Origin of the sequence: Hymenobacter algoricola (assembly GCF_039539525.1) — a bacterium.
Taxonomy (GTDB): domain Bacteria; phylum Bacteroidota; class Bacteroidia; order Cytophagales; family Hymenobacteraceae; genus Hymenobacter; species Hymenobacter algoricola.
In genome coordinates this window covers 53,450-73,619 of record NZ_BAABDH010000038.1, presented here as the reverse complement: position 1 = coordinate 73,619, position 20,170 = coordinate 53,450, and the positions used below count along the sequence as shown (strand labels likewise).

General features: G+C 59.1%; 16 protein-coding genes. 12 read left to right on the top strand and 4 right to left on the bottom strand.

Features of this window, described 5'->3' with window-relative positions; translation table 11 throughout:
• Positions 1-219 precede the first annotated feature (219 nt).
• From ABD842_RS10715 to ABD842_RS10690, 6 genes are all read left to right on the top strand, one after another.
• Entirely contained in the window at positions 220-852 is a 633-nt protein-coding gene (locus ABD842_RS10715; protein ID WP_345113321.1) for a WbqC family protein, read from the top strand.
• Between the two features lie 120 nt (positions 853-972).
• A complete protein-coding gene (locus tag ABD842_RS10710; RefSeq protein WP_345113319.1) occupies positions 973-3,591 on the top strand; it encodes an ATP-dependent Clp protease ATP-binding subunit in 2,619 nt (872 codons plus the stop codon).
• 182 nt (positions 3,592-3,773) lie between these two features.
• Positions 3,774-5,342 carry an acyl-CoA carboxylase subunit beta gene (locus ABD842_RS10705; protein WP_345113318.1) on the top strand — a complete coding sequence of 523 codons (1,569 nt, stop codon included), beginning with the start codon at positions 3,774-3,776 and terminating at the stop codon, positions 5,340-5,342.
• A 16-nt stretch (positions 5,343-5,358) separates the two neighbouring features.
• Positions 5,359-5,673 carry a hypothetical protein gene (locus ABD842_RS10700; protein WP_345113316.1) on the top strand — a complete coding sequence of 105 codons (315 nt, stop codon included), beginning with the start codon at positions 5,359-5,361 and terminating at the stop codon, positions 5,671-5,673.
• Between the two features lie 35 nt (positions 5,674-5,708).
• Positions 5,709-6,779, top strand: coding sequence for a M42 family metallopeptidase (locus ABD842_RS10695; protein ID WP_345113314.1), 1,071 nt, complete (start codon positions 5,709-5,711; stop codon positions 6,777-6,779).
• A 112-nt stretch (positions 6,780-6,891) separates the two neighbouring features.
• Positions 6,892-7,692 (top strand): helical backbone metal receptor, encoded by an 801-nt coding sequence (locus ABD842_RS10690; protein WP_345113312.1) that lies wholly within the window; start codon positions 6,892-6,894, stop codon positions 7,690-7,692.
• A 9-nt stretch (positions 7,693-7,701) separates the two neighbouring features.
• Here the strand turns inward: ABD842_RS10690 and ABD842_RS10685 are convergent, their stop codons facing one another.
• The 3 genes from ABD842_RS10685 to ABD842_RS10675 all read right to left on the bottom strand — a co-directional run bounded on the left by ABD842_RS10685 (position 7,702) and on the right by ABD842_RS10675 (position 11,197).
• The gene (locus ABD842_RS10685) at positions 7,702-8,793 is read right to left on the bottom strand and encodes a 3-phosphoshikimate 1-carboxyvinyltransferase (RefSeq protein WP_345113310.1); all 1,092 of its coding nucleotides are present in this window, start codon (positions 8,791-8,793) and stop codon (positions 7,702-7,704) included.
• Between the two features lie 221 nt (positions 8,794-9,014).
• A complete protein-coding gene (gene aroB, locus ABD842_RS10680) occupies positions 9,015-10,061 on the bottom strand; it encodes a 3-dehydroquinate synthase (RefSeq protein ID WP_345113309.1) in 1,047 nt (348 codons plus the stop codon).
• Positions 10,062-10,099: 38 nt separating this feature from the next.
• Positions 10,100-11,197: a chorismate mutase gene (locus ABD842_RS10675; protein ID WP_345113307.1), complete on the bottom strand. Its 1,098-nt coding sequence runs from the start codon at positions 11,195-11,197 to the stop codon at positions 10,100-10,102.
• 168 nt (positions 11,198-11,365) lie between these two features.
• Between ABD842_RS10675 and ABD842_RS10670 the strand changes: the two genes are divergently transcribed.
• The 6 genes from ABD842_RS10670 (at position 11,366) to lysS (ending at position 19,482) form a co-directional block, all read left to right on the top strand.
• Positions 11,366-12,556, top strand: coding sequence for a proline dehydrogenase family protein (locus tag ABD842_RS10670; RefSeq protein WP_345113305.1), 1,191 nt, complete (start codon positions 11,366-11,368; stop codon positions 12,554-12,556).
• 117 nt (positions 12,557-12,673) lie between these two features.
• The gene (locus ABD842_RS10665) at positions 12,674-13,042 is read left to right on the top strand and encodes a hypothetical protein (protein ID WP_345113303.1); all 369 of its coding nucleotides are present in this window, start codon (positions 12,674-12,676) and stop codon (positions 13,040-13,042) included.
• 190 nt (positions 13,043-13,232) lie between these two features.
• Entirely contained in the window at positions 13,233-13,991 is a 759-nt protein-coding gene (locus tag ABD842_RS10660; RefSeq protein ID WP_345113302.1) for a hypothetical protein, read from the top strand.
• Positions 13,992-14,321: 330 nt separating this feature from the next.
• Positions 14,322-16,472 carry a carboxy terminal-processing peptidase gene (locus ABD842_RS10655; protein WP_345113301.1) on the top strand — a complete coding sequence of 717 codons (2,151 nt, stop codon included), beginning with the start codon at positions 14,322-14,324 and terminating at the stop codon, positions 16,470-16,472.
• A gap of 241 nt (positions 16,473-16,713) precedes the next feature.
• On the top strand, positions 16,714-17,754 hold the full coding sequence (locus ABD842_RS10650) for a hypothetical protein (RefSeq protein ID WP_345113299.1): 1,041 nt from the start codon (positions 16,714-16,716) through the stop codon (positions 17,752-17,754).
• Positions 17,755-17,925: 171 nt separating this feature from the next.
• On the top strand, positions 17,926-19,482 hold the full coding sequence (lysS, locus tag ABD842_RS10645; protein ID WP_345113297.1) for a lysine--tRNA ligase: 1,557 nt from the start codon (positions 17,926-17,928) through the stop codon (positions 19,480-19,482).
• 318 nt (positions 19,483-19,800) lie between these two features.
• On the opposite strand, the gene ABD842_RS10640 is transcribed toward lysS, so the two are convergent.
• Positions 19,801-20,166, bottom strand: a complete 366-nt coding sequence (locus ABD842_RS10640; RefSeq protein ID WP_345113296.1) for a YtxH domain-containing protein — start codon at positions 20,164-20,166, stop codon at positions 19,801-19,803.
• Positions 20,167-20,170 lie beyond the last annotated feature (4 nt).

The window sequence follows — 20,170 nt, the reverse complement described above, 5'->3', positions numbered from 1 at the left end:
ACCTGGAAATGGTTCAGCAGATACCGTCGCCTACTCCAGAAACTTCAAATCTGTTCTTATTTTCCTGAGCATAGTTAAACTATCTCCTAAATAAACTTCAATACCGGCACTGCCGTCAGGCTAGCCTTAGATTATCTACTCCTTCGTCAGGTTATCCCAGCCGTTTCTGCTAACATCACGGCTGTCGGCCCCGGCCGGCTGTTCCTTTTTTCGTCGCCTATGCCCGTTCTGTTTGAATCCCAGTACAATCCGCCCATTACGTTCTTTGCCGCCCTGGCCGGCGCCGACGCCCTGTGGCTGGAGCGGCACGAGCACTACCGCAAACAAACCTACCGCAACCGTTGTCTGATTCTCACCAATCAGGGCGTGAAGCCGCTGACGGTACCCGTCGTGGATGGCAACCGCAGCGAGAAGGTCCTGACCTCGGCGCTGGAAATTGACTATCGGCAGAACTGGGTGCATATCCATTGGCGGGGCCTGCAAACCGCTTACGGCGGCACCCCGTACTTTGAGTACTACGCCGACTATCTGCACGACATTTACGTACAGAAAATCCCGCTTCTGTTTGATCTCAACCTAGCGCTGCTTCACTTCTACCTGCGCTGTCTGCGGCTGCCGATTCCCGTGGAATTTACCGCCCACTATTCCCCTTCGTACCCCGACCCGACCCTTCTGGACCGGCGCGATTGGCTGACGCCGAAAGCTCTGACTCGGCCCCAACCTGACACTACGTCCGGCTGGGGTGGCACAAAGCCCTACCCGCAGACGTTTGGTAAAGATTTTGTATCAGGCCTCAGCATCTTAGACCTGCTTTTCATGCAGGGTCCGGCCGCCGGCAGTTTTCTTACGTAGCCTACGGTAGCCGCCGAACCTTCGCCCGACTCTGCCTGTTTTCAGGTTATATCGGCCAAACCCGCGAAATCAGCACTTCGGCCCTTGCGGGGTTCCGTTTTTCTTAACTACCTTATTTGCATGGAAGCTAAATTCTCAAATCGAGTCAAGGAGGTCATCTCCCTGAGCCGGGAAGAGGCCATCCGGCTCGGACACGACTATATCGGTACCGAACATCTGTTGCTTGGCATGATTCGCGAAGGGGAAGGCACGGCTATTGGTCTGCTCAAGAAATTGGGCGTATCGGTGGAAGAGCTTAAGTACGCCCTCGAGCAAGCTACTCGCAACACGGCCACGCAGGGCACGAGCATTACCGGCTCTATCCCGCTAACCAAACAGACCGAGAAAGTCCTTAAGATCACCTACCTCGAGGCCAAAATCTTCAAAAGCGAAATCATCGGCACGGAACACCTGCTGCTCTCGATTCTGCGCGATGAAGACAATATTTCGTCCCAAATTCTCAGCAAATTCAACGTGAACTACGAAGCCGTTCGCGACTCGCTGGACTACCATGGCAACACTGCCCCCACCGACCGCGCCCCCGACACTGACGATGACGACAACGACCGCCTCTTTGGGGGTGGCGCAGGCAAGAGTGGAGCCGGTGCTGGCGCTGCTCCCAAAAAGCCTGGTGAGAAGTCGCGTACACCTGTACTCGACAACTTTGGTCGCGACCTGACCAAGCTGGCCGAGGACGATAAGCTCGACCCCATTGTGGGCCGCGAAAAGGAAATTGAGCGCGTAGCCCAGATCCTGTCGCGCCGCAAGAAGAACAACCCGATCCTGATCGGTGAGCCCGGCGTGGGCAAAACGGCTATTGCCGAAGGCCTTGCCCTGCGCATCATCCAGAAGAAGGTGTCGCGGGTTCTCTTTGGTAAGCGCGTCGTCACGCTCGACCTGGCTTCGCTGGTGGCTGGCACCAAGTACCGCGGGCAGTTTGAGGAGCGCATGAAGGCCGTGATGAACGAGCTGGAAAAGTCGCCCGATGTGATTCTGTTCATCGACGAGCTGCACACGATTGTGGGCGCCGGCGGGGCTTCGGGCTCGTTGGATGCTTCCAACATGTTCAAGCCGGCGCTGGCCCGCGGCGAGATTCAATGCATCGGCGCTACCACGCTGGACGAATACCGGCAGTACATCGAGAAAGACGGCGCCCTGGCCCGGCGTTTCCAGATGGTGATGGTGGACCCCACTACGCCCGAGGAAACCATCGAAATTCTGCACAACATCAAGGACAAGTACCAGGACCACCACCACGTCGTGTACACCGACAAGGCCATTGAGGCCTGCGTAAAGCTGTCGGACCGCTACATGAGCGACCGGTTTTTGCCCGATAAGGCCATCGACATTCTCGATGAAGCCGGGGCCCGCGTGCACATCAACAACATCGTGGTGCCCGAGGATATCCTCAAGCTTGAGGAGAGCATCGAGAACATCAAGACGGAGAAAAACCGGGTGGTGAAGTCGCAGAAATACGAGGAAGCCGCTCAGCTTCGCGACAAGGAAAAGAAGCTTCTGGAGCAGCTCGACACCGCCAAAAAGAACTGGGAAGACGAGACCAAGAAGAAACGCTACACGGTGAAGGAGGAAAACGTGGCCGAGGTAATTGCCATGATGACCGGCATCCCTGTAGTGCGCGTGGCCCAGAACGAAAGCCAGAAGCTGCTCAATATGGGCGAAGAGCTGCAAGGCAAGGTTATCGGCCAGGACAAAGCCATCAAGCAGCTGGTGAAAGCCATCCAGCGCACCCGCGTAGGCTTGAAGGACCCGAAAAAGCCGATCGGCTCGTTCGTATTCCTCGGCCCGACCGGTGTGGGTAAAACGGAGTTGGCTAAGGTGCTGTCCACGTACCTGTTCGATAAGGAAGACTCACTCGTCCGCATCGACATGAGCGAATACATGGAGAAATTCAGCGTATCGCGCCTGGTAGGTGCACCTCCCGGCTACGTGGGCTACGAAGAGGGCGGGCAGCTGACGGAGAAAATCCGCCGCAAGCCGTACTCGGTCATCCTGCTCGACGAGATTGAGAAGGCCCACCCCGACGTATACAACCTGCTCTTGCAGGTGCTGGACGATGGCATTCTGACCGACGGCCTCGGCCGCAAGGTGGACTTCCGCAACACCATCATCATTATGACGTCCAACATCGGGGCCCGCGACCTGCAGGACTTCGGGGCCGGTATCGGCTTCGGGACCAAAGCCCGGGTTGATGGCATTGATGACATGATGAAGGGCACCATTACCAACGCCCTGAAAAAAACTTTTTCACCCGAGTTCCTCAACCGTTTGGATGACGTTATCGTCTTCAACTCGCTGGATAAAAAGGACATCCACAAAATCATCGACATCTCGCTGGCCAAGCTGCTGAGCCGGATTCAGACGCTGGGCTACAAGGTGGAGCTGACGGAAGCCGCCAAGGATTTCGTGGCCGAGAAAGGCTACGATCCGAAATACGGTGCACGGCCGCTGAACCGGGCCATCCAGAAGTATATCGAAGACCCGATTGCGGAGGAAATCCTGAAAGCTGAAATCGTGCAGGGTGATATCATCACGGCCGACTTCGCCGACGGGGCCGAAGAACTGACCTTCGCCGTATCGAAGAGCGGTGAGAAGCCCAATCTGGCCAGCGACGAACGGCCTGAAGAAGCGCCCGAGCCGACCGACGACGAGCCCAAGGATACCAAGAAGAAGGGCGAGTAACTCATTTTTGTTAGCAAAAGGCCGACTCCCTGAGGGAGCCGGCCTTTTTTGTTCACTGCCTTGTACTAACCCGACCCGTACCTCGTAGGTGCCGTCATGCGCAAACCAGCCCAAATGTGGTGCAGCGTTTTTTGTCGCCTTCGGTTACCTTTGGGTTTCCTACTCACCCCATTAGTTTCTCAATGTCCGACCCGCACGCCGACGCCCAGCTTTCCAAAATCGATATTCTCGCCCACAAGAACGCTGAAGCTTTGCTCGGCGGCGGCCAGACCCGCATCGATGCCCAGCACACCAAAGGTAAGCTCACGGCCCGGGAGCGAATTGACCTGCTGATGGACGAAGGCTCGTTTGAAGAAATCGGCAAGTTCGTGATGCACCGCTCCAAGGACTTCGGGCTGGACAAGGAGTACTACCTCGGCGACGGCGTGGTAACGGGCTACGGCACCGTGCACGGCCGCCTGGTGTACGTTTTCAGCCAGGACTTCACAGTATTTGGCGGCTCGCTGAGCGAAACCCACGCCGAGAAGATCGTCAAGATCATGGACCTGGCCATGAAAAACGGCGCGCCGGTCATCGGGCTCAACGACTCGGGCGGGGCCCGGATTCAGGAAGGTGTGGTGAGCCTGGGCGGCTACGCCGACATCTTCTACAAGAACACCCTGGCCTCGGGGGTGGTACCGCAGCTGTCGGCTATTATGGGGCCGTGCGCGGGCGGTGCGGTGTATTCGCCGGCCATTACCGACTTCGTGCTGATGGTGGAAAACACGAGCTACATGTTCGTGACGGGCCCGAACGTGGTGAAGACCGTTACCCACGAAAACGTAACCAGTGAGGAATTGGGCGGTGCCAGCACCCACTCCACCAAGAGTGGCGTAACCCATTTCTCCTGCGCCAACGAGGTAGCCTGCATCACCAATGTGAAGCAGCTGCTGAGCTACATGCCCCAGAACTGCGAGGAAACGGCCCCGATGCTTCCCTACGAAGCTGTGGGCGACGAGCGGCGGCCGGTACTGGATACTATCATTCCCGAAAACCCCAACCAGCCCTACGACATCCGGGAAGTAGTTGACGGCCTCATCGACGCCGACTCCTTCCTGGAGGTGCACAAGAATTTCGGCGAGAATATCGTGGTCGGCTTTGCCCGACTGGCCGGCCGCAGCATTGGCATCGTAGGCAACCAGCCCGCCGTTTTGGCAGGTGTACTCGACATCAATGCCAGCACCAAAGCCGCCCGGTTCGTGCGTTTCTGCGACTCGTTCAACATCCCGCTGCTGGTGCTGGAAGACGTGCCCGGCTTTCTGCCCGGCACCGACCAGGAGTGGCGCGGCATCATCACCAACGGGGCCAAGTTGCTGTACGCCTTCTGCGAAGCCACCGTGCCGCGCATCACCGTCATCACCCGTAAGGCTTACGGCGGGGCCTACGACGTGATGAACTCCAAGCACATCGGCGCCGACCTGAACTATGCCTGGCCCACGGCCGAAATTGCGGTGATGGGCGCCAAAGGAGCAGCGGAAATCATCTTCAAGCGCGAAATTGCCGCCGCCGCCGACCCCGAAGCCAAGCTGGCGGAGAAGGTGGCGGAGTACCAGCAGAAGTTTGCCACGCCCTATCGCGCCGCCCACCGCGGTTTCGTGGACGAAGTGATTCTGCCCTCCCAGACCCGGCAAAAGCTGATTAAGGCGTTCAAGATGCTGGAAAACAAAGTAGACGTGCTACCCCGGAAGAAGCACGGCAACATTCCGCTGTAACATTCAGGTTGAAGCCATGACCTTCTTCTCGACCCTCCATTTTTTTCCCGCTGCCATTTTAATTGTAGTCGGAATACTGGCAGTGTTGCTGGCTCGCTCGGTGCGGAGTGGCAACATGAAAATCCTGGCGGGCTACGCTGCCGACAGCGTCACCGATAAACCCGGACTGGCCGCCTGGAGCGGGAATAACTTGCTGCTCCTGGGTGGTCTGCAGCTAGCTGCTGGTCTAGTAAGTCTGAGTAATATCTTCTTGGGCAGCCTTCTCTTCTTTCTGGCAACTCTGATTTTAGTGGGGCGTAGCGTTCTGGGCAGCCGCCGGTTCCAGCGCTAACCACCTCCTTTTACCTCTCGTACTCATCGACTTTTATGCGCGCCGAATCTTTCGACTTCCTTCAGAAGTACCTCAACAACCCCTCTCCCACTGGCTTCGAGAAAGAAGGCCAGAAACTGTGGCTGGAATATCTCAAGCCCTATATCGACGAGTATTTCGTGGATACCTACGGCACCGTGGTTGGCGTCATCAACCCCGAAGCCAAGTACAAAGTGGTTATTGAGGCCCACGCCGACGAAATCAGCTACTTCGTCAACTACATCACCAAGGAAGGCTACCTGTACCTGCGCCGCAACGGCGGCTCCGACGCGCTGGTGGCGCCTTCCAAACGGGTCAACATCCATACCGCCAAGGGCATCGTGAAGGCCGTATTTGGCTGGCCGGCTATCCACGTGCGCAAAGTGGAGCTGGATAAAGCGCCCACCATCGAAACCATCTACCTGGACTGTGGCGCGGCCTCAAAGGAGGAAGTAGAGGAAATGGGCATCCACGTGGGTTCCGTCGTCACGTTTGAGGACGAGTTTATGGTGCTCAACGAGAAGTTCTACGTGGGCCGGGCGCTGGACAACCGCATCGGCGGCTTCATGATTGCCGAAGTGGCCCGCATGCTGAAGGAAAACGGCAAAAAGCTGCCTTTCGGCCTCTACATCGTGAATGCCGTGCAGGAGGAAATTGGCCTGCGCGGAGCTGAGATGATTGCCCACCGCATCAACCCCGACGTGGCTATCATCACCGACGTGACCCACGACAGCCAGTCACCGATGTACGAGAAAAAGACCGCCGGTGACATTTCCTGCGGCAAAGGTCCGGTCATCACCTACGGTCCGGCCGTGCAGAACAACCTGCGCGACCTGATTATCGACACGGCCCAGGCCACGGAAATTCCCTTCCAGCGCGCTGCCGCTACCCGCGCCACCGGCACCGATACCGACGCCTTCGCCTACTCGGGCTCGGGCGTAGCGGCGGCGCTGATTTCGCTGCCGCTGAAGTACATGCATACCACCGTCGAAACCGTACACCGCGACGACGTGGAAAACGTGACCAAGCTGATCTACGAAACGCTGCTCCGCATCGAGGATGGGCACGACTTCCGCTATTTCAAATAAACTATGTATTGCCCGTAACGCGGAGTTGCCCTTCGCGACACGTACGCGCCATAATAACGGCTTCGTTCAACGTGTCGCGCAGGGCAATTTCGCGTTACATCCCGTTTCCCCCATGCTGCTCCCACCCCTCTTCCCACCCCTCACCGTAACCGACCAGATGGGCCGGCGCGTGGCGGTACCATATCCGCCCCAGCGCATTGTGTCCCTGGTGCCCTCCCAAACCGAACTGCTGTTTGAGCTGGGTCTGGGCGAGAAAGTCGTGGGGGTCACCAAATTCTGTATCCACCCGGCGGCAGCGCGAACCAAAGCCGTAATTATCGGCGGTACCAAGAACTTCCACTTCGACCGGATTGACGCGTTGAAGCCGGATCTTATTCTGGGCAACAAAGAGGAAAACTACCGGGAGGGTATCGAGCAGCTGGCCGAGAAGCACGCCGTTTGGATGAGCGACATTGCTACCCTGGAAGAGGCCTTGCGCATGATCCGGCAGGTGGGGATGGTGGCCGGCGCCCCGGCGCGGGCCGAGCAGCTGGCCGCTACCCTCCAGGCGTCTTTTGCCGACCTGGAGCTTCCCGCCCTACCCCGCTCTGCCGCCTACTTTATCTGGCGCAAGCCCTACATGGTGGCCGCGGGCGGCACCTTTATTGATGATTTGTTGGGGCGGGCCGGCTTTACGAATGTCTTTGCTACCCAAGCGCGCTACCCCGAAGTTACGGCTGCCCAGCTGGCTGCCGCGGCGCCCGACACCATTCTGCTGTCTTCGGAGCCTTACCCGTTCGGTGAAAAGCACGTGGCCGAGTTTCAGGCAATCTGCCCGGCGGCAGCCGTGCACATCGTCGATGGGGAGCTGTTCAGCTGGTACGGCAGCCGCCTGCTGCACTCGGCCACCTATTTTCGGACGCTGCAGCCCTGAACGGCGCTTTTACTGATTGGCCGTGGTGAAGCCGGCGCGCTCCAGCTCTTTCCAGAACCGCGGGTAGGACTTGCGCACCACTTCCGGCGCCAGCACCGTGAGCGGACCGCGCACAGCCAAGGGCGCAAAGGCCATGGCCATGCGGTGGTCGTGGTAGGTTTCAATGATTTGCCCGCTGACCTCAAACTCGCCGGGCTGCACCACAAACCGCTCCTCGCCTTCTTCGACCAGCCCCGCCCCGAATTTGGCCAGCTCGGTTTGCAAAGCCAGAATCCGGTCGGTTTCCTTGATGCGCAGACTTTCCAGGCCGGTCATGGCCACGGGTACGCCCAGGGCGGCAGCCACCACGGCTACGGTCTGGGCCAGGTCGGGGCAGTCGGAAAAATCCTGCTCGAACGGAGCCGAAACCGCTTGCTGGGTGAGCTGCACGCCGTCGGGGAAGAACTCGGTGGCCACGCCCAGCTGGTCCATGATGCCGACAATGGCTTGGTCGCCCTGCCAGGAATGCTCCCGCAGACCGGGCAGAATGATGGTGGACCCCGCCGGGGCCAAAGCTACCATAGCATACCAGTAGCTGGCCGCCGACCAGTCCGATTCAACAGTATAATTAGCGGGCTGGTAGGCGCCGGGGCGCACTTCGAGCACCGTGCCCAGGTCGCGGCAGGTGGCCCCGAAGTGCTGCATCAGGCTCTGGGTCATCCGGATGTAGGGGCGGGACCCGACCTTACCGGTCAGCCACAGGCGCAGGCCCGCGGGCAGCACCGGTCCGATCATCAGCAGCGCCGAAATGTACTGACTGCTGATGTCGCCGCGGATGGTCAGCTCGGCGGGCTCGTCGGGCTCGGCGGCAGCCAGCCTTGGGTGCCAGCCCCTGAGCTGCAGCGGCGGGTAGCCTTCTTGCCCCGCATACTCGATTTCCGCCCCAAGCTGCCGCAACGCCTCGACCAGTACGCCGATGGGCCGCTGGTACATGCGGGCCGTGCCTACGAGCTGGGCTGGCTGGCCCGAAACGGCCAGATATGCGGTTAGAAAGCGCATGACGGTGCCGGCATCCTCGGCGTTGAACACCTCCGCCCGCGGGTTGGCCAGCAGGCGCTGCATGAGCTGCGTATCGTTGGCATCCGACAGATTTTCCAGCTCCCCACCGCCGGCCAGAGCCTGAATGATGAGGGCCCGGTTGCTTTCACTTTTGGAAGCGGGCAGTTGGGCGATGCCCCGGAGCGGGCCACCGGGCCAGCCCAGCAGCAGAGACGAAGAAGCGTTGATAAGCGTAAGCGTTTGAAGCGAAGAAAAAACGGCATAACAGCCGAAAAATAGGCTTTTTACGACAGGCGATGATAATACCGCAGCGCCTCAGCCAGCTCAGCCAAGGTCACGGGCTGGTCATAGATGGCGCGGCCGATACCTTCGAGCAGCGTGCAGTTGATGGTGCTGCCGCTGTTCTTCTTGTCCTGCAGGGCCAGCTCGGCAATGGCGTCGGTTTCCAGCGTCACGAACTGAATCTTGTCGTAAGTCGAAAACAGGAAGGTTTCGATGCGGTCCAGCTCCAAGTCGCTGAGCAGGCCGCGCTGGTGCGAAATCCAGCTTTCGCACACCATACCGGCGGCTACAGCCTCGCCGTGCAGCACTTCGCGGCCGGGCTGCAGCAGCAGGTAGCTTTCCAGGGCGTGGCCCACCGTATGGCCAAAGTTGAGCACCTTGCGCAGCCCGCTTTCCAGCGGGTCGGCGGCCACAATGCGCTGCTTGGTAGCCACCGACTCGCGAATGATGGCACTCCAGTCGTCCACGAACAGGCCCTGGTGACGCTGGGTTTCAAAGGCTGCCGCATCGGCAATCAGCCAGTGCTTCACGACTTCGGCATAGCCGGACTTCAGCTGGCGCGGGTCGAGCGTGGTCAGAAAATCGGGCTCAATAAACACCCCGGCGGGCTCCTGAAACAAGCCGAGCTGGTTTTTGAAGCCCATGAAGTCGACGCCGGTTTTGCCGCCCACGCTGGCGTCGACCTGCGCGAGCAGCGTGGTGGGCACCTGCACAAAGCGCAGCCCGCGCTTGTATACGGCCGCACAGAAGCCGCCCAGGTCCGTTACCACGCCGCCGCCCAGATTTACAACTACCGCAAACCGGTCGGCACGCTTTTCGGTCAGGTGGCCCCACACCGTTTCGCAGGTGGCCAGAGTCTTGTATTCTTCCCCCGCCGGAATCTCAACCAGCTCGTGCGCGGCCGGCAGGTGGGGCTTCAGCAGCGGATAGCACAGGCGGGCCGTGTTGGAATCGGCTAGTACCAGCACGTAGCTTACGGCCGGCTGCCGCAGCAGCTCGGCCAGCGCGGGCAGGCTCTGCGGCCCAATCGACAGGGTGGAATCAGTCATGCTCAAAGGTAAGGCTTGGGAAGCGGGAACGGCAGGCCCTATTGCGGCCCCTGCATAATCTCGGTTTGCTTGCGGATGCTTTCCAGATGAATCAGCTTGTAGAGCTCCGCCACAAACTTCTCGTTCAGGTTCAGCTTGCCGGCCCACTGTTGCCGTGAGGCAAAAATCTCGTTCCAGCGGTCCAGCTGCAGGATTTTCACGTCATTCTCCTTCTTGTAGCCCGCCAGCTCCTCCACCAGCGCCATACGGCGGGCCAGAGTTTCCAGGATTTCGCGGTCGGCCACATCCATCTTCTGGCGTAGCTCCTCGGCCTTGTTCAGGTAGTTGGCGTCGTCGCTGGAGCGGCGGCGGTACTTCAGCTCCCGCAGAATTTCGTCCAGGCGCTGGGGCGTCACCTGCTGCTCGGCGTCGCTCAGGGCGTGGTCGGGGTCGGGGTGGCTTTCAATCATCAGCCCATCGTAGTCGAGGTCGAGGGCTTTCTGGGCAATGGGCAGCAGCAGGTCGCGGCGCCCGCCGATGTGGCTGGGGTCGCAGATCAGCGGAATGTGCGGGAAGCGTGTTTTGAGCTCAATGGCCAGCTGCCAGGTGGGCGCGTTGCGGTAGCGCGAGGGCGCAAACGTGCTGAAGCCGCGGTGGATGGCGGCCAGATCGTGCAGTCCGGCCCGCTCCAGCCGCTCCAGCGCCCCGGCCCACAGCGCCACGTCGGGGTTGACCGGGTTTTTCACCATCACCGGCACGCCGGTACCAGCCAGCGCGTCGGCCAGGTCCTGCACCGCAAAGGGGTTGACGGTGGTACGGGCGCCAATCCAGAGCACGTCCACCCCGTGGGCCAGGGCCTCTTCCACGTGGCGCGGCGTGGCCACCTCCACCGCCACCGGCAGCCCGACTTCGGCCCGTACCCGCTGCAGCCACGCCAGCCCTCCGGCGCCGACGCCTTCAAATGAGCCCGGTCGGGTGCGCGGCTTCCAGATACCGGCACGGAACAGATCGATTTTACCCAGCGCTTTCAGCCCATGCGCGGTAGCCAGCACCTGCTCTTCCGTTTCGGCGCTGCAGGGCCCGGCAATCAGCAGCGGCTGCCCCTTGGCCGCCAGCAGACGGGTGAAATACGTATCGATAGCAGCAGGAATTTCCATGCGAGAAGGAGAAGAATAACGGGGAACTAGGAAGTCAGGCCCAACGGCTGGCCCGGTTAGGTTCGGGCTGCGCCATAAAGCGGGGCAGCAAGGTAACTCCGCCGGTCAAAACGATGTTTAACCTTTATCTTTGCTTCCCCAACCAGCTGCTCAAAGCTACCCACCCCCATGGCATTAACCCAAGCCCCGCCCATTTCCTTCAACGACACTGCCGTTGCCTTCGCCTCCAGGTCGGATGGGGAGCTGCGCAAGATGTACGCCCTGTTCGCCGCCATGAACAACAACGGGCTCGTGAAGCTGGGCGGGGGCATGATGAAAGCGGCCCTGAAGTGGAACCTGCCGGTGAAATTCCTGATCAAGGAAACCATCTTCGGGCAGTTCTGCGGCGGCGAAACCATTCGCGAGTGCTTGCCGGTCATCGAGGAGCTGGGCCGCTACCGTATCGGCACCATTCTCGACTACTCCGTGGAAGGCGAAGGCAGCGACCGGAGCTTTGACCACACCCGCGACGAAATCCTGGCCACCATCGACATGGCCCACCGCTCGACGCACATTCCCTTCTCAGTTTTCAAGGTAAGCGGCGTCGCCGACAGTGCTCTGCTGGAAAAAGTGCAGGCCGGCAAGGCGCTTGCCGCGCCCGAGCAGGCCAGCTACGACCGCGCCCGGGCCCGCGTGGAGGCCATCTGCGCCCGCGCCCACCAGTACGGGGTGCGCGTGTTCGTCGATGCGGAGGAAAGCTGGTTCCAGCAGACCATCGATAACCTCGCCTACGAGATGATGGCCAAGTACAACAAAGAGGCGGCCATCGTCTGGAACACCTACCAGCTATACCGCCACGACCGCCTTGACGCTATCAAGGAAGCGTATGAGGCGGCTAAAAAAGGCGGCTACTTTCTCGGCGGCAAGCTCGTGCGCGGGGCTTACATGGAAAAAGAGGCCCGCACGGCCAACCAGCGCGGTTACCAGAATCCCATCAACCCCAGCAAGAACGCGACCGACCAGCTCTACAACGAAGCCCTGCGCTACTGCGTGGCCCAGGCCGACCGGATCAGCATCTGCGCCGGCACCCACAACGAGGATAGCTCTCTGCTGCTCACCGAGCTGATGCAGGAATATAGCCTGCGGCCCGGCGACCCGCGCATCTGGTTTGCCCAGCTTTACGGCATGAGCGACAACCTGAGCTATAACCTCGCCAACGCCGGCTACAACACGGCCAAATATGTCCCGTACGGCCCCGTAGAAGCCGTAATGCCCTACCTGCTGCGCCGGGCCGACGAGAACACCGCCATATCCGGGCAGAGCAGCCGGGAGTTTTTGCTGATCCAAAAAGAAATGGCGCGGCGCAAGGCTCATAAATAACGTTTTACAGCCTCGGCATAATTTTAGCTCGCCGCCGCCCGCGGCCCTGGAAGCATAATCCGGGGCCGCGGGCTTTTTTTTGCTAATTTCCGCACTTATTCCCACGCCGCCAGCTCAATGAACGGACGAGTCCGCACCCATCTAATCCGCTTTGCCCGCCATCAGGTCGGCACTACCAGCTACCTGAACCTCGTGCAGGAAGCCGAACTCGGCCTTAATCTGGAAATCTCCCACGAAAAGGCCCGACTCAATGAGCTGCTGGCGGAGCTCTCCGAAACCGAGTTCCGCGCCGGCCGCCCCCTGCTAAGCTGCCTGGTAAAAGTAGAAGGCTCCAAAGGGCAGGGAGATAATTTTTACAAGCTCTGCGAACGACTGGGGCTGGGCGAATGGCGACTGCTCAAACAGGACCCCGACTTCCTGAAAACCCTTCGGCGCGAATGCCGCGCTTTCTGGCAGGACGAACAGCAGTACCAGCAGTTCGCGTAAGCGCCTGAATGAATGTTGGTTTTCGATTTTTAATCGAATAAAGGGCAATACAATTTGGATGGTCACCCATTTTTTTGTAACCCCTATTCCGGTCGAGCCGTTAAGGAACTCGAAGCTGAAGCAATCCGGTGCAAATCGGGACCTGCTTCACTTCTTAATATCAACTTCCTTTCCCCACTCAACCACTCCTATGAACACCAACGATTCGAACAACCCGCAGAATACTGGTACCGGCGCAGGCGCTAACTACGGCACGACTAACACTGGCACCGGCTCCGGTAATGCTGGTGGTGATGACTTCAGCGCCACTGCCAAAGGCGCTGCCATGGCTGGCACTCCCGGTGCCGTAGTAGGCCGTGGCATCGATGCCGTACAGAACGCCGCCGACGAGACGGCTCATGCTGCCACCGGTCAGCCTTACCGCAACGCTTCCGGCTCGGGCATGCTGACTAGCTCGTTCCGCGACCGCGACAGCGCTGAGCGCGCCTACAACTCGCTTTCTTCGCGGGGCTATGGCAAGGAAGACGTAAACCTGCTGATGTCGGATGAGACTCGTAAGACCCACTTCGGTGATGACACGGCCCATTCTGACCTCGGCGACAAAGCTATGGAAGGTGCCGGCGTAGGTTCCGCTATCGGTGGCACGGCTGGTGCTATCATTGGCGCTATTGCTGCCATCGGTACTTCGGTAGCGTTGCCCGGCCTGGGCCTCATCATTGCCGGTCCAATTGCTGCCGCTCTGGCTGGCGCTGGTGCTGGTGGTCTGACCGGCGGTCTGGTAGGTGCTTTGGTAGGCTCCGGCATTCCGGAAGAGCATGCTGCTGAATATGAGAGCGACGTGAAAAACGGCGGTATCGTGATGGGCGTAAAACCCCGTAACGATGAAGATGCGAAGTACTTCGAAGAGGAGTTCCGTCGCAGCAACGGTGACCGTGTTCGTCGCTACTAGTAGTCCAGCACGTAAGTAGTCAGAAAAGGCCTTCTCTGCCCAGAGAAGGCCTTTTCTTTTTTCAGCATCAACGCTCTGCGGTCTGGCTGCCTTGTTCTTGGTTAACACGATACAGAACGTAGCAGAAGTTTTGCAGGATAGTACGGCTTTGGATTGTGAAATGCGTGCAACCTTTAGCAGTCAGCTTGTGCCTTATAGCAACAGAAATGCGCGTCGGGGCACTTATTTTAGCTTCACCGGCGTTTCAGATAAAACCGTTGGCTGTTGCGGCGCGTAGCCTGAGGGTGGCTTTTGCTTACATTTGATTTTCCTCCATTTCATTCCGATTCCATGTCTTCTCCCCGCCTGAAAATAGGCCTGTACGCCTCGTTGGTGATGGTAGTCTTCGTACTGGCATCATACAAGCTGTACCGGCGCAGTGATACTGGTAGCGGCTCGCCCCAGAAAGACGAGGTGCTCATCAAAGCCATGCTCCAGGGTTTGAGCGCGGCTCACTACCAGCCCGAAAAAATCGATGATAATTTTTCCAAGCGGGTTTTTGATCTGAGTCTTAAGCGCCTCGACTATAACAAGAAGTTCCTGCTGCAGTCGGACATTGCCCAGCTGCGCAAATTCCAGACGGATATCGACGACGAGGTGAAGCGCGGGACGCACGAGTTCCTGGACCTTAGCTCCAAGCTTATGCTGCAGCGCACCGAGGATGTGCAGGCCCTGTACCGCGACATTCTCGCCAAGCCGTTTGACTTCACGACCCAGGAATCGTTTGAGACGGAGCCGGATAAGATGACTTTCGCCGCCGATGCCGCCGCCCAGCGCGAGGAATGGCGCAAGTATCTGAAGTACCAGACCCTGATCCGCATGTCGGAAATCATGGACGAGCAGGCCAGGCAGAAAGACAAGCCGCTGGCTTCCGTTTCCGCCAAGCCATCGTCGGCCGTCATTACCGCGCCCACCCGGACTCCCGCTGAGATGGAAGCGGAAGCCCGGAAGCGGGTGCTGAAGTACTTCGACGACCAGTTCAAGGACCTCAAGCAAACCGACGCCAATGAGCGGCTGGCAACTTACGCCAACGTCATTGCCAATACCTACGATCCACACACCGAGTACTTTGCACCCCGCGACAAAGATGCTTTCGACCAGGCCATGACCGGCCGCTTTGAGGGTATTGGCGCCACGCTGCAGGAAAAGGATGGCCAGATTAAAGTGGCCGACATCGTGCCCGGCAGTGCTTCCTACCGTCAGGGCGAGCTGAAAGCCGGCGACGTTATCCTGCGCGTAGCTCAGGCCGCCGAAGTACCGGTTTCGGTGGAGGGCTGGCGCCTGGATAAAGCCATTGTGCTGATTCGGGGCAAGAAAGGAACTGAAGTGCGTCTGACTATCCGCAAGCCCGACGGCAGCACCAAGGTCATTCCAATTATTCGCGACGTGGTCGTGATTGAGGAAACCTACGCCAAATCGGCCGTGGTAAACGAAGGCGGCAAGAAAATCGGCTACCTGCGCCTGCCCGGCTTCTATGCCGACTTCAACGACAACGGCGGCCGCAGCTCGGCCGATGACGTGAAAAAAGAGCTCGAGAAGCTGACCAAGGAAAACGTACAGGGCGTAGTACTCGACCTGCGCTTCAACGGGGGCGGCTCCTTGCAGGACGCCGTCGACATGACTGGCCTGTTTGTGGACAGCGGTCCGGTAGTGCAGGTTCGTTCGGGCCAGGGTGCTCCCAGTATCCTCAACGACCGGGACCCGCGCGTGCAGTACTCCGGTCCGCTGGTGGTGCTGGTCAACAAGTACAGCGCTTCGGCTTCCGAGATTCTGGCCGCGGCCATTCAGGACTACAAGCGCGGCGTGGTGATGGGTTCGGCCAGCACCTATGGCAAGGGCACCGTGCAGCGTATCGTCGACCTCGATGACATGCTCGGCGACTTCAACTCCCTGAAGCCTTTTGGCTCGCTTAAGCTGACCACGCAGAAGTTCTACCGCATCAACGGCGGCTCTACGCAGTTCAAGGGCGTAGTTCCCGACATCATCCTTCCTGATGCTTACAGCTACCTCGACCAGGGCGAAAAAGAGTCGGACTACCCTTTGAAGTGGGATGAAATTACCCCCGCCCGCTACCGCGCCTGGAGCAACGCTCCGGCCTATGACAAGCTCCGTACTGCCAGCCAGGCCCGCGTAGCCAGCAGCCCGAGCTTTAAGCTGATGAACGAGATGGTGCAACGGATGCGCAAGCGCAAGGACGAGACGATGGTATCGTTGAACCTGACCAAGTTCCGCGCGGAGCAGACGCAGGCCAAAATGGAGTCGGACAAATACGAGGCCGTGCAGAAGGTAGCTACCCCGCTCGATATTGCGCCGCTCATGGCTGACGTCCGCCTGCTGGGCTCCGATACGGTGCAGGTCAACCGCGCTTCGCGCTTCACCAAGAACCTCAAGAAAGACATTACCCTGCACGAAGCCATTTCGGTAATCAAAGACCAGATCTAACCTATCGCTGCTCCAAAGCGGCAGCTTGCTAAGCCCCTGTTTCCCTTACGGAGCAGGGGCTTTTTTATTACTTCTACCGCACCCATTGAGCGTTAGCAAACAGACCTTGTTTTACCTAACTAAAAACGCCGCATTATTACATTGCAAAATTCTTATTATCAACATTTTAAATGACCATATATTTGGCGAATATTTTTAGCAAATCATGCAACTCAAATTAACCTTGCGCTGTTTAATTAGCATGACAACGACAACCGAGAACAACATCTTCCCGCTCGTGACGGACGAGCAGAAGCAAGCTGAGGAAACGTGGCGTAAATCCATTCCCGCCCAGGTTTTTCTCAACTACTTCTTTGCCATCAACTACCACATCCAGGAGCAGGACGATGCAACCGGCGGCCTGCAGCATCTGCCCTTCTTCCGGGCTCACCTGGCCGAGCTGACCGACACCGACGTGCAGGCTATTACCAAGCTGCTGCATTCGTGCTGGAGCACTGAGTACGCCTTGCGCGCCACGGCCGAGCTGGGCGACGAGGAATACCTGCGCAACGCCCTGCACTGGACGTTTCCGCAGGCTTACCATACCATTCTTTCGGGGCTGCAGGGATTCCTGTACACCACGGGGGTTCGATCCAACAACCCTTCGCTGGTACGGCGGGAGGTGGGCCGGCTGGTAGTGCGCAACGCGTATCCACGGCCGGTATCGTTTTACGCGGCCGGCGCCCACGGCGACTTCAGCATCCACCGGCTGCCGCTGGCCGGCTACAAGCCCGGGTTGCACATTGCCGGCAAAGAGATTGAGGCCCAGGCCCAGATTGGCCAGTTTTTGCGCACTACCCGCAAAATGAAGGCCCAATGGACGCGGCAGCAGGTGCAGGGCAACCCCAACACGGCGTTGCGCAGCCAGAAAACCGGCAAAGTCCTCGACAAATGGACCGCCTCGCACTGGCAGCAGATTACCTGGCGCCTGGGTTATACCACCATCTTCGATCTGCTGGGCCGCCTGCGCATCTCCCAGACCAGCCGTGAGATTGAGCGCTATGTGGAAGCGGAGATTGACTTCAAGCTTTTTCACCAGTCGCTGCTCAACATCGTCAGCTACCTCAACGGGGTGCACGAAACCTACATTGCCAAGGCCATGGGCCTGGAGCGCTACCAGCAGCTGGTGGCAGAGCTGCCCAAGCATCTGCAGAACACCTTTGTGGCTGAGCGCCTGCGCACCCGCGTAGAGCCCCAGCTCACCGGCCAGGAGCCGGCTCAGCAGATGAGCATTGCAGCCTAAAGCTGCCCGCTCCTTTTTTCAACGCCTTACTGCCTATAGACCTAAGCGCTGCTCCCCTGGAGCAGCGCTTTTTGTGTTTTTACGGTGGGCGTGGTTTAACACTGCCCGAATCAGCCTATTTTTGCAGCTTGACTTTTCTGGCCCCTGCGGCCTCTTTTTAAGACCCTTCCCATGCAGCACCTCAGCGAACAGGAGCAGATACGTCGTAACAAGCTCGATGAACTTCGGAACCTTGGCATTGACCCCTACCCTTCCGAGCTGTTCGACGTGAACTTCTACGCCAAGGAAATTCAGGACAACTACCATCCGGAGCTCAACAACTTCCAGGAAGTGAGTCTGGCGGGCCGGCTGATGTCGGTGCGGGTGATGGGCAAGGCCTCGTTTGCGGAGCTGATGGACGCCTCGGGCCGCATCCAGCTCTACGTGAACCGCGACGAAATCTGCCCCGGCGAAGACAAGACGCTGTACAACGCCGTGTTCAAGAAGCTGCTCGACCTCGGCGACTTTATTGGCGTGAAAGGCTACGTGTTCAAAACCCAGGTGGGCGAAACGTCCATCCACGTAAAGGAGCTGACCCTGCTCAGCAAGGCACTGCACCCGCTGCCCGTAGTGCGCGAGGCCGTGGATGAGGCGACCGGCGAAAAGAAAACCTACGACGCCTTCACCGACCCCGAAGCCCGCTACCGGCAGCGCTACGTGGATCTGGTGGTGAACCCGCACGTGCGCGACACCTTCGTGAAGCGCACCCAGCTGGTGCAGGCCATGCGCAACTACCTGAACGACAAAGGCTACCTGGAAGTAGAAACGCCCATTCTGCAGCCGTTGTACGGTGGTGCGGCCGCCCGGCCCTTTACCACCCACCACAATACGCTGGACATGACGCTCTACCTGCGCATTGCCAACGAGCTGTACCTGAAGCGGCTCATCGTGGGCGGCTTCGATGGCGTGTACGAATTCTCCAAGGACTTCCGCAACGAGGGCATGAGCCGGTTTCACAACCCCGAGTTCACCCAGATGGAGCTCTACGTGGCCTACAAGGACTACTACTGGATGATGGATCTGGTGGAAGAAATGGTGGAGCGGGTAGCCATGACCCTGCACGGGCAAACCGAGGTGCAGGTCGGCGACAACCTGATCAACTTCCAGCGTCCCTGGAAGCGCTACACCATGGCCGAATCCATCCAGCACTTCACCGGCGTGGATATTTCCGACCTCGACGAAGCAGGTTTGCGCGAGGCGGCCAAGCAGCTGCACGTGGGCCTCGACCCGAGCATGGGCAAAGCCAAGATTATCGACGAGATTTTCGGGGAGCACGTGGAGCCCAAGCTGATTCAGCCCACGTTCATCACCGACTACCCGGTGGAAATGTCGCCGCTGGCGAAGAAGCACCGCTCGAAACCGGGCTTGGTGGAGCGGTTTGAGGCCATCTGCAACGGCAAGGAAATCTGCAACGCCTTCTCCGAGCTCAACGACCCGATTGACCAGCGGCAGCGCTTCGAGGACCAGCTGGAGCTGGGCAAGCGCGGCGATACCGAGGCCATGGTGCTCGACGAGGACTTTCTGCGGGCGCTGGAGTACGGCATGCCGCCGACGGCCGGCCTGGGCATCGGCATCGACCGCCTGAGCATGATCATGACCAACTCCAACTCAATTCAGGATGTGCTGTTCTTCCCGCAGATGAAGCCCGAGTTCACCAAGTCGGAGAATGCGCCGAAGCCCGAAGCGTAAGGGCTTCCTACGTGCCGGATTAGCCCCGCCGGCGGCCGCACCCCTGGCACGGGCACGAAAACAGTAGACGTCAAAAAGCCTCCCGCGTACATCGTGGGAGGCTTTTCTTTTCAACTCGCTTACCCTTCCGATTAGGGTTCGTTCAAGAAATGTGCGATGGACGAGTCTGATTTTGCTAAAGCGACGATAACCTGTTCGAATTAGAAGCTCCTACTGTCGGCAATTTTACTTCAACGGTTTCTCCAAATCTTCTTTCAAGCGCGTTGTACAGTCTCTAACGACAAAGCCCTCATAGGGTTACAAAATTTCGGAAAAAAATTACAGGGACCGACCATACCGCGCCGAGTGCCGGGCGTCGCCGCCCACTCCGTCGTAGTCCGAGTCGTAGTCGTCACGGTCCACGCTGGCGGTGCTACCACTGGCCTCCTTATTCATCGCGCTGAGCAGGTCGTCGGCAGCGCTGCGGCCGGCCGGGTCCGCGCTGGCAGCGCCCTGCATTTCGCCGAACTTACCCAGGCCGTCTTTCAGAAGCTTGCTCAGGTCGCCACCCCATTTGGTGGCCGATTTCTTGAGGCCCGCGCGCGTCTGGTCGCCGGTTTCGGGGGCCAGCAGCAGACCGGCCACAATGCCGGCCGTAGCCCCGGCCAGCAGGGACAAAATGACTTTACCGTTGGTGTCGTTCATGGGA

Bases quoted from the DNA above. Each gene is read 5' to 3' on its own strand.
- ABD842_RS10710 (WP_345113319.1), top strand. From the start codon at position 973: ATGGAAGCTAAATTCTCAAATCGAGTCAAGGAGGTCATCTCCCTGAGC.
- ABD842_RS10700 (WP_345113316.1), top strand. From the start codon at position 5,359: ATGACCTTCTTCTCGACCCTCCATTTTTTTCCCGCTGCCATTTTAATT.
- aroB (WP_345113309.1), bottom strand. From the start codon at position 10,061: ATGACTGATTCCACCCTGTCGATTGGGCCGCAGAGCCTGCCCGCGCTG.
- ABD842_RS10715 (WP_345113321.1), top strand. From the start codon at position 220: ATGCCCGTTCTGTTTGAATCCCAGTACAATCCGCCCATTACGTTCTTT.
- ABD842_RS10660 (WP_345113302.1), top strand. From the start codon at position 13,233: ATGAACACCAACGATTCGAACAACCCGCAGAATACTGGTACCGGCGCA.
- ABD842_RS10665 (WP_345113303.1), top strand. From the start codon at position 12,674: ATGAACGGACGAGTCCGCACCCATCTAATCCGCTTTGCCCGCCATCAG.
- ABD842_RS10675 (WP_345113307.1), bottom strand. From the start codon at position 11,197: ATGGAAATTCCTGCTGCTATCGATACGTATTTCACCCGTCTGCTGGCG.
- ABD842_RS10655 (WP_345113301.1), top strand. From the start codon at position 14,322: ATGTCTTCTCCCCGCCTGAAAATAGGCCTGTACGCCTCGTTGGTGATG.
- ABD842_RS10690 (WP_345113312.1), top strand. From the start codon at position 6,892: ATGCTGCTCCCACCCCTCTTCCCACCCCTCACCGTAACCGACCAGATG.
- ABD842_RS10695 (WP_345113314.1), top strand. From the start codon at position 5,709: ATGCGCGCCGAATCTTTCGACTTCCTTCAGAAGTACCTCAACAACCCC.
- ABD842_RS10685 (WP_345113310.1), bottom strand. From the start codon at position 8,793: ATGCAGCGCCTGCTGGCCAACCCGCGGGCGGAGGTGTTCAACGCCGAG.
- ABD842_RS10670 (WP_345113305.1), top strand. From the start codon at position 11,366: ATGGCATTAACCCAAGCCCCGCCCATTTCCTTCAACGACACTGCCGTT.
- lysS (WP_345113297.1), top strand. From the start codon at position 17,926: ATGCAGCACCTCAGCGAACAGGAGCAGATACGTCGTAACAAGCTCGAT.
- ABD842_RS10640 (WP_345113296.1), bottom strand. From the start codon at position 20,166: ATGAACGACACCAACGGTAAAGTCATTTTGTCCCTGCTGGCCGGGGCT.
- ABD842_RS10650 (WP_345113299.1), top strand. From the start codon at position 16,714: ATGACAACGACAACCGAGAACAACATCTTCCCGCTCGTGACGGACGAG.
- ABD842_RS10705 (WP_345113318.1), top strand. From the start codon at position 3,774: ATGTCCGACCCGCACGCCGACGCCCAGCTTTCCAAAATCGATATTCTC.